The 13266-nt window shown below is 39.7% G+C and carries 15 protein-coding genes; 14 read left to right on the top strand and 1 reads right to left on the bottom strand.

The window, feature by feature from the left end; translation table 11 throughout:
* Positions 1-236: 236 nt before the first annotated feature.
* Positions 237-1643, bottom strand: coding sequence for a DHA2 family efflux MFS transporter permease subunit (locus tag BUC12_RS08755; protein ID WP_062182385.1), 1407 nt, complete (start codon positions 1641-1643; stop codon positions 237-239).
* 338 nt (positions 1644-1981) lie between these two features.
* Here BUC12_RS08755 and BUC12_RS08750 point away from each other — a divergent pair, with 338 nt between their 5' ends.
* The 14 genes from BUC12_RS08750 (at position 1982) to BUC12_RS08685 (ending at position 13162) form a co-directional block, all read left to right on the top strand.
* Positions 1982-2389, top strand: a complete 408-nt coding sequence (locus BUC12_RS08750; protein WP_062182388.1) for a VanZ family protein — start codon at positions 1982-1984, stop codon at positions 2387-2389.
* Positions 2389-2916, top strand: a complete 528-nt coding sequence (locus BUC12_RS08745; protein WP_062182392.1) for a TlpA family protein disulfide reductase — start codon at positions 2389-2391, stop codon at positions 2914-2916. The genes BUC12_RS08750 and BUC12_RS08745 overlap by 1 nt, the downstream gene beginning before the upstream one ends.
* Complete coding sequence (gene hisH, locus BUC12_RS08740; RefSeq protein ID WP_062182395.1) at positions 2916-3506, top strand: imidazole glycerol phosphate synthase subunit HisH; 591 nt, start codon at positions 2916-2918, stop codon at positions 3504-3506. Before BUC12_RS08745 ends, hisH begins: the two co-directional genes overlap by 1 nt.
* On the top strand, positions 3503-4228 hold the full coding sequence (gene hisA, locus BUC12_RS08735; protein ID WP_062182397.1) for a 1-(5-phosphoribosyl)-5-[(5-phosphoribosylamino)methylideneamino]imidazole-4-carboxamide isomerase: 726 nt from the start codon (positions 3503-3505) through the stop codon (positions 4226-4228). The genes hisH and hisA overlap by 4 nt, the downstream gene beginning before the upstream one ends.
* 13 nt (positions 4229-4241) lie before the next feature.
* Positions 4242-4700 (top strand): GNAT family N-acetyltransferase, encoded by a 459-nt coding sequence (locus BUC12_RS08730; protein WP_062182400.1) that lies wholly within the window; start codon positions 4242-4244, stop codon positions 4698-4700.
* Entirely contained in the window at positions 4700-5452 is a 753-nt protein-coding gene (gene hisF / locus BUC12_RS08725) for an imidazole glycerol phosphate synthase subunit HisF (RefSeq protein WP_062182402.1), read from the top strand. Before BUC12_RS08730 ends, hisF begins: the two co-directional genes overlap by 1 nt.
* A 115-nt stretch (positions 5453-5567) precedes the next feature.
* A complete protein-coding gene (gene hisIE / locus BUC12_RS08720) occupies positions 5568-6164 on the top strand; it encodes a bifunctional phosphoribosyl-AMP cyclohydrolase/phosphoribosyl-ATP diphosphatase HisIE (protein WP_062182405.1) in 597 nt (198 codons plus the stop codon).
* Between the two features lie 6 nt (positions 6165-6170).
* Positions 6171-6869, top strand: coding sequence for a cell division ATP-binding protein FtsE (locus BUC12_RS08715; protein ID WP_062182408.1), 699 nt, complete (start codon positions 6171-6173; stop codon positions 6867-6869).
* A 64-nt stretch (positions 6870-6933) separates the two neighbouring features.
* Entirely contained in the window at positions 6934-7488 is a 555-nt protein-coding gene (locus BUC12_RS08710; protein WP_062182410.1) for a GNAT family N-acetyltransferase, read from the top strand.
* A gap of 66 nt (positions 7489-7554) precedes the next feature.
* Positions 7555-7941, top strand: a complete 387-nt coding sequence (locus BUC12_RS08705; RefSeq protein ID WP_062182413.1) for a DUF1573 domain-containing protein — start codon at positions 7555-7557, stop codon at positions 7939-7941.
* 133 nt (positions 7942-8074) lie between these two features.
* Positions 8075-9172 (top strand): methylmalonyl Co-A mutase-associated GTPase MeaB, encoded by a 1098-nt coding sequence (gene meaB, locus BUC12_RS08700; RefSeq protein ID WP_062182416.1) that lies wholly within the window; start codon positions 8075-8077, stop codon positions 9170-9172.
* Between the two features lie 187 nt (positions 9173-9359).
* A complete protein-coding gene (locus tag BUC12_RS08695; RefSeq protein ID WP_062182419.1) occupies positions 9360-10325 on the top strand; it encodes an ROK family protein in 966 nt (321 codons plus the stop codon).
* A gap of 256 nt (positions 10326-10581) precedes the next feature.
* The gene (gene purH / locus BUC12_RS08690) at positions 10582-12105 is read left to right on the top strand and encodes a bifunctional phosphoribosylaminoimidazolecarboxamide formyltransferase/IMP cyclohydrolase (protein ID WP_062182422.1); all 1524 of its coding nucleotides are present in this window, start codon (positions 10582-10584) and stop codon (positions 12103-12105) included.
* A gap of 31 nt (positions 12106-12136) precedes the next feature.
* Positions 12137-13162: a rod shape-determining protein gene (locus BUC12_RS08685; protein WP_062182424.1), complete on the top strand. Its 1026-nt coding sequence runs from the start codon at positions 12137-12139 to the stop codon at positions 13160-13162.
* The last annotated feature ends 104 nt before the right edge of the window (positions 13163-13266 follow it).

The following is a 13266-nucleotide window of genomic DNA, read 5'->3' as shown; positions in this document are numbered from 1 at the left end:
GAATTGAAATCAAAGGTACACTTTTTCTTTTTATACCGGATATAAGTGTATGCCGGTTGACAAACAGATTTATCTATACTATAGAATGAATGCACGGGAATGGTAAATAAAAAAATGCAAAATGAGTGTCACTTGTCACTTTTTAATACATAAAATATTGATACACAAATAAAACTCAACGTGACAAACGTTACAGTGGTGTCACCTTTTTGTCACCTTCCAAGGTTGAGCAAGTCTTATTTATGTCCCGAAATGTCGTCACCGTCTGAGCTTTTTAACTGGGTGAAGATTAAGGCGGATAATAAGGTCATACCGCCCAGTATTACAAAAGTAGCCTTAAACGACATGCCTATTTCTCCTCCTGTAAGCCATGATGCAGATTCGGTAGACCGGAGAATCAATGCCCCAACAGATACGCCGAAGCTGATCGATAGCTGTTGCATAATCGCTAAGAGGCTGTTACCTCCACTGGCAACATCGGGTGTGAGATCGGCGAGTGCAATCGTATTCATTGTCGACATCTGTATCGAGTTAACACACCCATATACTAACAGTACAGGTATCAGCAGGAATATGGGAGTTGTTTTGTCCGGCAAGGCAAACATAGATATAACAACAGCCAATATAACAGTATTGGATATCAAGACCTTTTTATAGCCGAATCTCTTGACCAGAGGCACTACCTGAGACTTGGCGAATATAGTGGCTATAGCAGATGCCATCATGATCATTCCCGATTCGGTAGAACTCCGGAGGAATGCTATTTGTAACATTTGGGGCAAAAGAAAGGGCAAGCTTCCTATTCCCAAACGTGTACACAGGTTTCCGATCAAACCGATACGTAATGTTCTGATCTTAAAAAGGCTCAGGTTGATGATCGGATAATTTACACGTCTTGCATACCATATATATAATGCTCCGAAAACTACGGCTATGGATAAGATTACAGCGAGGGCTCCCCAGTCGATAGTTTCGCCTCCGCCTACCTCCAGTACCAATGACAGTGAAATGAGACCGACGGAAAAGAGGATAAACCCTATCAGGTCGAAGCGCTTGCCCAGACGGGTAAAGTTAGGCATTACATATTGAGCAAATATCAGTCCGGTGATACCTATAGGTATATTAATGAGGAAAATCCAGTGCCATGAAGCTATATCTACGATCCACCCACCCAATACAGGTCCGATTAATGGGCCTACGAGTCCCGGCATGGTGACAAAATTCATCACTGCCAGCAGTTTATTCTTAGGATATGCATATAATAAAGCTAAGCGTGATACGGGTACCATCATCGATCCGCCGATAGCCTGTAAGACACGCGACGCAACCAGTTCGTTAAACGTAGATGATATAGCACAGGTAAAAGATCCGAGGGTGAAAAGGAATACTGCTATAGAGAATATCCGTTTTGTTCCGTATTTGTCCGAAAGCCATCCGCTGACAGGTATCAACAGAGCCAGGGTAAGTGCGTAACTTACCACAACCGCCTGCATCGACAATTGAGAGTGGTTCAGATCGAGGGCGATAGTAGGCAAAGCTGTGTTCAAAATTGTACCATCCAGCGACTGCATAAACATCGCCATCGCTGCCAGCCATGGCAATTTGGGAGATATATCGGATTCGGTGCTATTTTCGGACAACATACTTACGGGTTCTTTATTTTACAAAGTGTTTTAAGTTGAACATTAACTCAACAAGTATGCTCCATTAACAAAAAAGGGCGTAAAATAGTTCGGGGAATGAAAGCCGGACTCACATGGAGATGCATACCTGCCGGTATTGGAGATAACCTGTTCAGGTAATGCAATGAAGTTTAATTATCCAGGCCTGTTGTTTCATAAATGAATTGCTGTTCCGGATTGTTCAAGTGATTTCCGGAAGTGCAAAAATACAATTATTCGAAATGAAAACTGCTATTTATTATACGTAAATATCAATAATTTGTAGCATCTTTGTGTTATAATTGTACAAAAGGTAATCAATGAAGTTTCAGTTAATATTAAGATACGCTAGTGTTCCGGTTATTATATCGCTTGTTATCTTATATTTATGTTGTCTGATTCCACCGAATGACATACCGGATGTCGGATTCGAATTTCTGATACCAACTGATAAGATAGTACATTTTCTGATGTATATGGGATTGTCCGGAGCAACAGCTTTTAATTATATCCATGCGAAAAGAGGACATATCAATATGCTGAAACTATTGGTATTTGCTTTTGCTTTTCCGATACTATACGGTGGTTTGATAGAGATTATACAACACTATTACTTTCCGCCACGTTCGGGAGACTGGTTCGATTTTCTGGCAGATGCCCTAGGGGCTTTATCGGCTTTGCCTTTTGCCTTTATATTCAGGAATTACTTAATCAAGAGAAGTCTTTAATGAAACATATCATTTTTATATCCGTTTTCTTACTGGCTGTGCTGGGCAATACTTTCGCACAGGATACTACCGGAGACCGCAAGTATCTGGTTAAAGTAGGAGATGCAGCACCTGACTTTACTATGTCGATGCCTGATGGTTCGGTAATGAAACTTTCGGACTTGCGGGGCAAAGTAGTAATGCTTCAGTTTACGGCGAGTTGGTGTGGCGTATGCCGCAAGGAAATGCCTTTTATCGAATCTGATATATGGCAGAAGCATAAATCGAATCCCGAATTTGCCCTTTATGGTATTGACAGGGATGAACCGGCTGAAACAGTATTGGCTTTTGCTAAGAAAACAGGAGTAACGTATCCTATCGGTTTAGACCCGAAAGCCGGAATATTCGAACTGTATGCCGAAAAGGATGCAGGTATTACCCGTAATGTTATAATCGGTAAGGATGGCAAAATAGTAATGCTTACCAGATTATATGATCCGGAGGAGTTTAATGAAATGGTGAAGGTGATAGATAATCTTTTGAAATAATGAGTGTTGTTATTATAAAATACAATGCAGGCAATATATTCTCAGTCGATTCGGCAATGAAACGGCTCGGAGTAGAAGCTACTGTAACAGACGACAAAAAACTGATAGAGAGTGCCAACAAGGTGATATTTCCGGGAGTGGGAGAAGCTGGTACAACCATGAAATATTTGCATGAAAACGGCTTGGATACTTTGATCCGGAACTTAAAACAGCCTGTTTTAGGTATATGTCTGGGTATGCAACTTATGTGCAAACATTCGGAAGAAGCAGATACCGATTGCCTTGGTGTTTTTGATACCGGAGTGAAACGGTTTATTCCCGAAAGGCATGAAGACAAAATTCCACATATGGGTTGGAATACAATACAGGATGTAAAATTACCTCTGTTTGATCCGTCGCTCGAGAACCAATATGTATATTTTGTGCATAGTTATTATGTGCCGCTTAACATATATACCACAGCCGTAACGGATTATGTTTTACCGTTTAGTGCTGCGCTACACAAAGATAATTTTTACGCAACACAGTTTCACCCCGAAAAGAGTGGAAGTGTAGGCGAACAGATATTAACTAATTTCTTAAAGTTATGATAGAAATAATTCCGGCTATCGACATTATCGATGGTAAATGCGTGAGGCTGTCTCAGGGAGATTATAATACAAAAACTATTTATAACGAAAATCCTCTCGAAGTTGCTAAGCAATTTGAGGATGCCGGTATCCACCGTGTGCATCTTGTAGATCTCGATGGAGCTAAAGCCAAGCATGTTATCAATCATAAAGTGTTAGAAGATATCGCCACACATACATCTTTGGTTATAGATTTTGGCGGTGGTATTCAGAGCGACGAAGATATCGATATTGCATTTGCTGCAGGTGCGGCCATGGTTACAGGAGGTAGTGTTGCGGCAAAGAACCGCAAATTGTTTGTATCGTGGGTAAATAAATACGGTGGCGATAAAATCATACTGGGAGCCGATAGCAAGAATAACCAGATAGCGGTATCAGGATGGCAGGAAGCAACCAGTCTGGCTGTTGTTCCCTACATTTCTAATTATATACAATACGGAGTACAAAAGGTAGTCTGTACCGATATATCCAAAGACGGTATGTTGGGAGGGCCAGCTGTTGAACTATATAAAAAGATTCTGGAACATATTCCAGGGGTTTACCTGATCGCAAGTGGCGGAGTGTCGTGCAAACAGGATATACTGAATCTGGAAGCGGCAGGTGTTCCTGCTATTATTATGGGGAAAGCTATCTACGAAAATAAGATAACATTAAAAGAACTGGCAGAATTGCAGGATCGATAATACTCCTTCCAGGATGGATATTAAAATCTTAGACAAAACAACCGGAAAGATTCCTTATGATTTGCTATCATTGGCGGATCCGAATAAAGAAGCTGTTGAAGATTACCTGAACAGAGGAGATTGCTTCGTTGGATATTCAGATAATGAAGCTATAGGCGAATATGTTCTTTTACCGACACGACCCTTTACTATTGAACTGGTAAATCTGGCTGTTGATGAGAAATATCAGGGAAAAGGCTATGGGAAGAAGTTAGTTTATCATAGTATTGAAGTTGCCCGCAGCAGGGGATATAAAACAATGGAAGTAGGCACAGGCAATGCCGGAATAGGACAATTGGCTTTATATCAGAAATGCGGCTTTGCAATTACATCTGTCGATTATAACTTTTTCAGAAAGTACTGCCCCGAACCCATATTTGAAAACGGGATAGAATGTATTCATATGATACGTTTAACAATGGACTTAGAATAATGCTAGCAAAAAGAATAATACCTTGTCTTGATATTAAAGATGGCACTACCGTTAAGGGTATCAATTTCGTTAATCTCAGAAATGCAGGTGACCCTGTTGAATTAGCTAAAAAGTATAGTGCAGAAGGTGCCGATGAGCTCGTTTTTCTGGATATAACCGCGACACACGAAGGTCGAAAAACTTTTACCGATCTGGTAGAACGTATCGCTTTGAATATCAGTATTCCTTTTACTGTAGGCGGCGGAATTAACGAACTGTCCGATGTAGCCCGTTTACTGGGAGCCGGAGCAGATAAAGTCTCGGTTAACTCTACAGCCTTGCGCAATCCTCAGATAATTAATGATATTGCAACCAATTTTGGTTCGCAGGTATGCGTGTGTGCCATAGATGCCCGTTTTGATAATGGCAAATGGATGTGTTACACCAGTGGAGGACGTAATGTTACAGATAAAGATTTGTTTACATGGGCTAAAGAAGCCGAAGATCGTGGTGCCGGTGAAATATTGTTTACCAGTATGGATCATGACGGAGTGAAACAAGGGTATGCGAACGAAGCCTTATGCCGTTTATCGGAGTCCCTCAATATTCCGGTTATAGCATCAGGAGGAGCCGGAACTATGGAGCACTTCAGAGATACATTTACCCAAGGGAAGGCAGATGCCGCTTTGGCAGCCAGTGTATTTCATTTTGGAGAAATTGCAATTAAAGATTTAAAACAGTACCTTCGTACTGAAGGAATTAGTGTCAGATAGAGGAAGTAATAGCCGAGCTTTTTTCGGCTGCGACTGATCTTTTTATAATATAAGTTGTTTACTAAAAGACGAATCTACGATAGATACAATAATATCGTATATAACAGAGAAACCGATGAATTTGGATTTTGAAAAAACAGGAGGATTGATTCCCGCCATCATACAGGACAATGAAACATCTAAAGTGTTGATGTTGGGCTATATGAATGAAGAAGCTTTAGCTAAAACCCAGGAATTGGGAAAGGTGACATTTTTCAGCCGTACCAAACAACGACTTTGGACAAAAGGAGAGGAGAGTGGCAACTATCTGAATGTGGTAAGTATAAAAGAGGATTGTGACCGCGATACGCTTCTTATAAAGGTAAATCCTGTAGGACCTGTTTGTCATACCGGCAGTGATACCTGTTTTGATGAAAAGAACAAAGAAGATGTGTTATTCTTTAAGTATCTGCAGCATTTTATAGAAAAACGCTATAAAGAAATGCCGGAAGGATCTTACACCACATCCCTATTTCAATCGGGGGTAAACCGTATGGCTCAAAAAGTAGGCGAAGAAGCCATCGAATCGGTTATCGAAGCTTGTAACGGTACGGATGACCGTCTGATCTATGAATCGGCTGATATGTTATACCACCTTATTGTATTGCTTACATCAAAAGGGTTGAGCATCGAAGATTTGTCTCGCGAATTGCAAAAAAGACATAAAAAATAAACGGTTATGGGCATCATTGTCGATTATAAGGAAGTAGGGCTTAGCCGCGACGGAAATCAGATATTACAAAACCTGAATGTTCAGATTTCGTCCGGAGATTTTGTTTATCTGATCGGGAAAGTAGGATCAGGTAAAAGTACTTTTTTGAAAAGCCTGTATCATGAAGTACCTCTTGATGGGGGTACCGGATATATTCTCGACTATTGCCTCAATAATATGAAGCGGAAAGAAATACCATTCCTCAGAAGAAAGATCGGAATTGTATTTCAGGACTTTCAGCTTCTGATAGACCGTTCCGCTGAAAAAAATCTTGAATTTGTGCTTAAAGCAACAGGTTGGGATAGTCAGGATGCTATAAATAACCGTATACGAGAAGTACTTACGCAAGTAGGTATGCAAAACAAAGGTTACAAGATGCCTCATGAACTTTCGGGTGGTGAGCAACAGCGTATAGTAATAGCACGTGCTCTGCTCAATTCGCCTGACTTGATTCTAGCTGATGAGCCTACCGGCAACTTAGATCCCGAAACAGGTACCCAGATAGTAAAACTATTGCATGAGATATCGCAAAAGGGAACAACCGTGATAATGTCTACACATAATTATGCTATTGTCCAACGGTTTCAGGGACGTATTATCAAGTGTGACGACGGGTCGATGAAAGAAGTTATACTATCTTCATCCGCTGGTCAGCATTCGAATTAAAAACTCACTTTTTATTCGGGTAAGTGTAAAAACTTACTTTCAAATAGATTAAAATAGATAGAACATGATTTTACGAAAAGTAACTATTGAAAATAAATCGGATTTGGAATTTGTGGAGAAACTGTATATCGAAAGTTTTCCGGCTAACGAACGGCGTCCCGTGCTTGAGATGCACCACGTTATGGACGAAGACAAACGGTTTTCGGTTTTTCTGTTAGTGAACGAAGAAGAAGTTCGTGTAGGGTTTGTAACAATTTGGGATTTAAATTCGTTTTTATTTATAGAGCACTTTGCCATCAGTCCCGAGCAACGGAATAGTGGATCGGGCAGTAAAGCTATGCAGGCACTTATAGCCGGAACAAAACAACCATTGGTTGGCGAAATAGAATTGCCTGGGTCATCTGACTTTGCCGCCCGGAGATACAGATTCTATGAAAAGCTTGGTTTCGAGATATGGGATATGGAATATGCCCAGCCGCCCTATGTGGAAGGATATGATAGTATACCGATGTTGATGCTTACATACAGGGACTTAAATTTCCCGACCGATTTCGAAAAGGTAAAGAATACTATTTATAAAGAAGTTTATAAACAAGATATATATCTAAATAATATTTAAAAAATGTATTGCTTAATCTATTATTTATAACTTTGTGCAGTACTCTAACTAATTAAGAAGACAATTATGAAAAAAATGAGCTTGTTATTGATAGCCATGGTGGTAAGTATCACTTGTTTAATGGCCCAAAAAAACGGTGATGCTAAATTCGTATCATTAACACACGATTTTGGTAAAATTGCAGAAGAAGTTGGTTCGGCTTCTACTGAATTCCAATTTACAAACACAGGCGACAAACCTTTGATTATTCAGGATATCAGAACAACTTGCGGATGTACTACACCATCTTATACCAAAGATCCTGTATTACCCGGTAAAAAAGGTACTATTAAGGTGAGTTATTCTACTACAGGCCGTGTAGGTAGTTTCGACAAACGCATAACAGTATTTACAAACGAAGCTGATCAGGTATACACCTTGTCTATAAAAGGAGAAGTATTGCCTCGCAAGTAATTACGGTAAAACATATTTAAAAAGGCTGAATAAGGTGCAAACTTTTTCAGTCTTTTTTATTTTTATCCTATCTTTACATATAAGTAGGGTTTGAACCCTTTTGTATATCGTTACTTATTAATATTAATTTAGTATGGAACATCCCGAAAATGATTGCCGGTTCCACTCGTTACAAGTAAACGAAGGAACATCGGATAAGCCTATGGTAAATCCTTATTTAAAGGACTTTAAACGCTTCAAAAAGAAAATATATACAGTAAGTGAATACGTCGAAGGAATTGTCAAAGGCGATATCTCCTTACTGAGTCAGGCTGTGACCCTTGTCGAAAGTGCGAAGTTCGAACATCAGGCAACAGCTCAGGAAATAATAGAAAAATGCTTGCCGTATTCGGGTAACTCGTTACGTGTTGGTTTGACAGGTGTACCCGGAGCCGGAAAAAGTACCTCAATAGATTCATTTGGTATGTATCTTTTGGATAACAATCCGGAAGAAAAACTAGCAGTACTGGCTATTGACCCTTCGAGTGAGGTGTCGAAAGGAAGTATACTGGGTGATAAGACCCGTATGGAGCGATTGAGTGTTGCCAAGAATGCGTTTATACGCCCTTCGCCATCAGCAGGATCATTAGGTGGTGTTGCCCGGAAAACAAGGGAAACGATTATTCTATGTGAAGCAGCCGGATTCAATAAGATTATAATAGAAACCGTGGGAGTAGGGCAGTCCGAAACAGCCGTGCATTCTATGGTCGACTTTTTCCTGTTGATACAATTGGCAGGAACAGGAGACGAACTGCAAGGTATCAAACGTGGAATTATGGAAATGGCTGACGGTATTATTATAAATAAAGCTGACGGTGATAATATAGAAAAAGCCAAATTGGCTCAGGCACATTTCAGAAATGCTTTACATCTGTTTCCTTTACCCGAATCGGGATGGTCACCTAAAGTATTACTTTACTCGGGGTATTATGGTACGGGTATTAAAGAGATTTGGAATATGGTTGGCGACTATGTCGAGTTTACCCGTAAAAACGGATATTTTGAACACCGGCGCAACGAACAGTCCAAATATTGGATGTATGAAACAATAAATGAACAGTTAAAATCTAAATTTTACAATAACCCGGAGATACAGAATGAACTGAAAATATGTGAGCAACAAGTTTTAAATTCGCAGATCAGTTCGTTTGTTGCTGCCAAAAAAGTGTTAAATACATACTTCAAAGAGTAAAAACATACACATTTCTATGACATTAAAGCTTTAATTATAGCAAATAAAAATTTATATTTGTATGCTTTTATAAAAAGAGCCGGGTTTTACAATTTCCTACTATTATGAAATCCGGTATAATATAATAAGTAATTCTTGTTCATAGATCGAAACTAGTCATTGTTGAATTATAATATATAAAATTATCATGGAGAAACCATATGCGATTGGTATTGATATCGGCGGCACTAATTCTGTCTTTGGTGTAGTTGATAAGAGAGGGCACATTATAGCCCAGGGCTCTATTAAAACAGCTGCACATAAAGAAATAAACGAATATGTAACAGCCCTTTCAGCGGCCGTTCAGGAAGTTATAGATCAAGTTGGTGGTATCGCTAATATAAAAGGTATCGGGGTAGGTGCACCCAATGCAAACTTTTTTACAGGATGTATCGAATTTGCACCGAACTTACCATGGAAAGGCTTGATTCCTTTAGCTCAGATGTTATCGGATCGCCTGAAAGTGCCCGTAGCCATTACCAATGATGCCAATGCAGCTGCTATCGGTGAGATGACATATGGCGCAGCCCGTGGTATGAAAGATTTTATAGTAATCACACTGGGTACCGGTGTCGGTAGCGGTATAGTTGTTAACGGTCAGTTAGTATATGGACACGATGGTTTTGCCGGAGAGCTTGGTCATACTACTATCCGCCGTACTAACGGACGCTTGTGTGGTTGTGGGCGTAAAGGGTGTCTTGAAACATATACATCTGCTACAGGTGTTGCCCGTACAGCTAAAGAGTTTTTAGCTTCACGTAAAGATGAAAGTATTCTTCGTAATATCAATATAGAAGACATAACTTCTAAAGATGTGGCAGAAGCTGCTCAGCAAGGTGATGCTTTAGCTAAAGAAATATTCGAATACACAGGTCAGTTGTTAGGAGAAGCGTTTGCCGATTTTGTTGCATTCTCAAGTCCTGAGGCGATTATCCTGTTCGGAGGCCTTACTAAGGCCGGCAGTTTGATTTTCAATCCGGTAAAACGCCATATGGAAGAAAGCATGTTGCCGATATTCAGAAACAAAGTAAAACTGTTGATGTCCGAATTGAAAGAAAGCGATGCAGCAGTACTAGGTGCCAGTGCATTAGGTTGGGAAGTGAAAGACTTTTAAGAGAAAAACTCTACGTCATAAAAATGGCTCTTGCAGTAGAATATACTGTAAGAGCATTTTATTTCATAAACAACCCTAAAAATCAAAAAAATCTTTAGTTAATAAAACCCACTATATAAATAGATTTTATACCTTTGTGAGCCGTAAAAGCTATACAATTATATAAGGTTTATACTTAGTTAGTTGCTATATGAAATGCATCACTTTGTAGATAACTAAATAAAAAATACAATTAATATACTTTCTGTAACTTATTATGCCTTCTTCTAGAAAAATCAAAACTGCTTTAGTCTCTGTCTTTCATAAGGATGGATTGGATGAAATTCTTAAAAAATTGAATAGTCTCGGTGTTCAGTTTGTCTCAACCGGAGGAACCCGCGAATTTATAGAGTCTTTAGGGTTCGAATGTACCGCCGTGGAAGCACTGACTGAATATCCTTCCATATTCGGAGGACGTGTAAAAACATTACACCCGAAAATATTCGGAGGTATTCTGAACAGACGTGATTTACAGGAAGATGTAAAAACTAAAAAAGCCTATAATATTCTGGATATAGATCTGGTTATTGTAGACCTTTATCCATTTGAAGAAACTGTAGCTTCGGGAGCTTCAGACGAAGATATTATCGAAAAGATAGACATTGGTGGAATATCTCTGATAAGAGCCGCAGCCAAAAACTTTAATGATGTAGTGATAGTACCTTCAAAAAAACAATATCCGGCATTAGCCCAATTATTGGATGAAAAAGAAGGTGTATCCAATATAGAAGACCGTAAATGGTTTGCAAAGGAAGCATTTGCTGTATCGTCGGCATATGACTCTGCAATATTCACTTATATGGATGGTGAAGAAAAGTCGGCTTTCCGCAAAACAGAAGATAACTTGAAATCTTTGCGTTATGGTGAAAACCCACATCAGAAGGGTGCATACTATGGAGATTTCGATGCATTGTTCGAACAATTGCACGGACGTGAAATTTCATACAATAATTTGCTGGATGTAGATGCAGCTGTTTCTCTAATCGGCGAATTCAGAGAACCTACATTAGCTATACTGAAACATAATAATGCTTGTGGTATTGCGACCAGAAGTACTGTTTTGGATGCATGGAAAGATGCTTTAGCGGCAGACCCTGTTTCGGCTTACGGTGGTATAATCGTAACAAACAGAAAAATAGACAAAGCTGCAGCCGAAGAGATAAATACAATCTTCTTCGAAATTATCATTGCTCCGGCTTATGATGCCGATGCTCTGGAAATTTTGGAACAGAAGAAAAATCGTATTATCTTAGTACAGAAGAAAGAACTAACCGAAACCAAGCAATTCCGTTCTCTGTTGAATGGTGTTTTGGTTCAAGATAAAGATTTGAGTATCCAAACAGAATCGGATCTGAAATTAGCGACTAATCGGCAACTGCAAGGTAGTGAATTAACTGATTTGCTTTTTGCAAACAAGTTAGTAAAACATACAAAGTCTAATGCGATTATTCTGGTAAAGAACAATCAGCTATTAGCGTCAGGTACCGGACAAACTTCAAGGGTAGATGCTTTAAGACAGGCTATAGACAAGGCTCATGCCTTCGGGTTTGACTTACATGGCGCGGTTATGGCATCGGATGCGTTTTTCCCTTTCCCCGATTGTGTAGAAATAGCAGGAAACGAAGGTGTTACGGCAGTAATACAACCGGGTGGATCTGTTAGAGACGACCTATCTGTAGAATATTGTAACGAGCACAATATCTCTATGGTAATGACAGGTGTTCGTCACTTCAAACATTGATTTTTTAATCCTTTAAAAGAAAATATTGAATATGGGATTATTCTCCTTTACTCAGGAAATAGCGATGGACCTTGGTACTGCCAACACCATCATTATCAAAGACGGTAAGATCGTTGTAGACGAGCCGTCGGTTGTTGCTCTTGAAAGAAAAACAGACAAAGTAATTGCCGTTGGTGACAAGGCTCGCCAGATGCACGGTAAGACTCACGAAAATATACGTACGATACGCCCCCTAAGAGATGGCGTTATTGCCGACTTTACTGCTGCCGAGCATATGATTCGGGGTATGATAAAGATGATCAATAATAAAAATCGTTTATTTTCGCCATCGTTGAGAATCGTAGTCTGTATTCCTTCCGGAAGTACAGAGGTTGAGATCCGTGCGATCCGTGACTCTGCCGAACATGCAGGAGGACGTGATGTATATATGATATACGAGCCTATGGCTGCGGCTTTGGGTATTGGCTTGGATGTGGAAGCTCCCGAAGGTAACATGATCGTTGATATAGGTGGTGGTACAACCGAAATCGCTGTGATTTCGTTAGGAGGTATCGTATCTAACAAGTCGATTAAGATTGCAGGAGACGACCTTACCGAAGATATACAGGAATACATGAGCCGCCAGCACAATATCAAAGTGGGTGAACGTACAGCCGAACAAATCAAAATAGCAGTAGGTTCTGCTTTAACTGAATTAGCGGAAAACGAAGAACCCGAAGATTTTATTGTTCATGGACCAAACAGGATGACTTCTTTACCGATGGATATTCCTATTTCGTATCAGGAAATGGCTCACTGTTTGGATAAGTCTATTTCGAAAATGGATTCGGCTATCCTGAGCGCTTTGGAGCAAACTCCTCCCGAGCTATATGCTGATATAGTAAAGAACGGAATCTACCTGACAGGTGGAGGTGCCTTGTTAAGAGGCTTGAGCAAACGTTTTACTGATAAGATCGGTATTCCATTTTATGTAGCCGAAGATCCTTTGCATGCTGTTGCTAAAGGAACCGGTATTGCGTTGAATAATATTGAGAAGTTTAACTTCTTGATGAGATAAGGGGTTGTATACTGTTGAGACAGCCGGATGACAGTAAGTCAATCCGGTTGTCGATATATAGATATTTAAGAAGGGCATTTTTCATAATGCAATGGTCTGATTTT

Origin of the sequence: Indolivaga macrotermitis (genome assembly GCF_900128985.1) — a bacterium.
Lineage (GTDB): Bacteria > Bacteroidota > Bacteroidia > Bacteroidales > Dysgonomonadaceae > Dysgonomonas_A > Dysgonomonas_A macrotermitis.
This window is presented reverse-complemented; position numbering and strand designations above follow the sequence as displayed.

What these genes read in the sequence shown, in the direction of transcription:
- BUC12_RS08755 (WP_062182385.1), bottom strand. Translation starts at nt 1,643, where the DNA reads ATGTTGTCCGAAAATAGCACCGAATCCGATATATCTCCCAAATTGCCA.
- BUC12_RS08750 (WP_062182388.1), top strand. Translation starts at nt 1,982, where the DNA reads ATGAAGTTTCAGTTAATATTAAGATACGCTAGTGTTCCGGTTATTATA.
- BUC12_RS08745 (WP_062182392.1), top strand. Translation starts at nt 2,389, where the DNA reads ATGAAACATATCATTTTTATATCCGTTTTCTTACTGGCTGTGCTGGGC.
- hisH (WP_062182395.1), top strand. Translation starts at nt 2,916, where the DNA reads ATGAGTGTTGTTATTATAAAATACAATGCAGGCAATATATTCTCAGTC.
- hisA (WP_062182397.1), top strand. Translation starts at nt 3,503, where the DNA reads ATGATAGAAATAATTCCGGCTATCGACATTATCGATGGTAAATGCGTG.
- BUC12_RS08730 (WP_062182400.1), top strand. Translation starts at nt 4,242, where the DNA reads ATGGATATTAAAATCTTAGACAAAACAACCGGAAAGATTCCTTATGAT.
- hisF (WP_062182402.1), top strand. Translation starts at nt 4,700, where the DNA reads ATGCTAGCAAAAAGAATAATACCTTGTCTTGATATTAAAGATGGCACT.
- hisIE (WP_062182405.1), top strand. Translation starts at nt 5,568, where the DNA reads ATGAATTTGGATTTTGAAAAAACAGGAGGATTGATTCCCGCCATCATA.
- BUC12_RS08715 (WP_062182408.1), top strand. Translation starts at nt 6,171, where the DNA reads ATGGGCATCATTGTCGATTATAAGGAAGTAGGGCTTAGCCGCGACGGA.
- BUC12_RS08710 (WP_062182410.1), top strand. Translation starts at nt 6,934, where the DNA reads ATGATTTTACGAAAAGTAACTATTGAAAATAAATCGGATTTGGAATTT.
- BUC12_RS08705 (WP_062182413.1), top strand. Translation starts at nt 7,555, where the DNA reads ATGAAAAAAATGAGCTTGTTATTGATAGCCATGGTGGTAAGTATCACT.
- meaB (WP_062182416.1), top strand. Translation starts at nt 8,075, where the DNA reads ATGGAACATCCCGAAAATGATTGCCGGTTCCACTCGTTACAAGTAAAC.
- BUC12_RS08695 (WP_062182419.1), top strand. Translation starts at nt 9,360, where the DNA reads ATGGAGAAACCATATGCGATTGGTATTGATATCGGCGGCACTAATTCT.
- purH (WP_062182422.1), top strand. Translation starts at nt 10,582, where the DNA reads ATGCCTTCTTCTAGAAAAATCAAAACTGCTTTAGTCTCTGTCTTTCAT.
- BUC12_RS08685 (WP_062182424.1), top strand. Translation starts at nt 12,137, where the DNA reads ATGGGATTATTCTCCTTTACTCAGGAAATAGCGATGGACCTTGGTACT.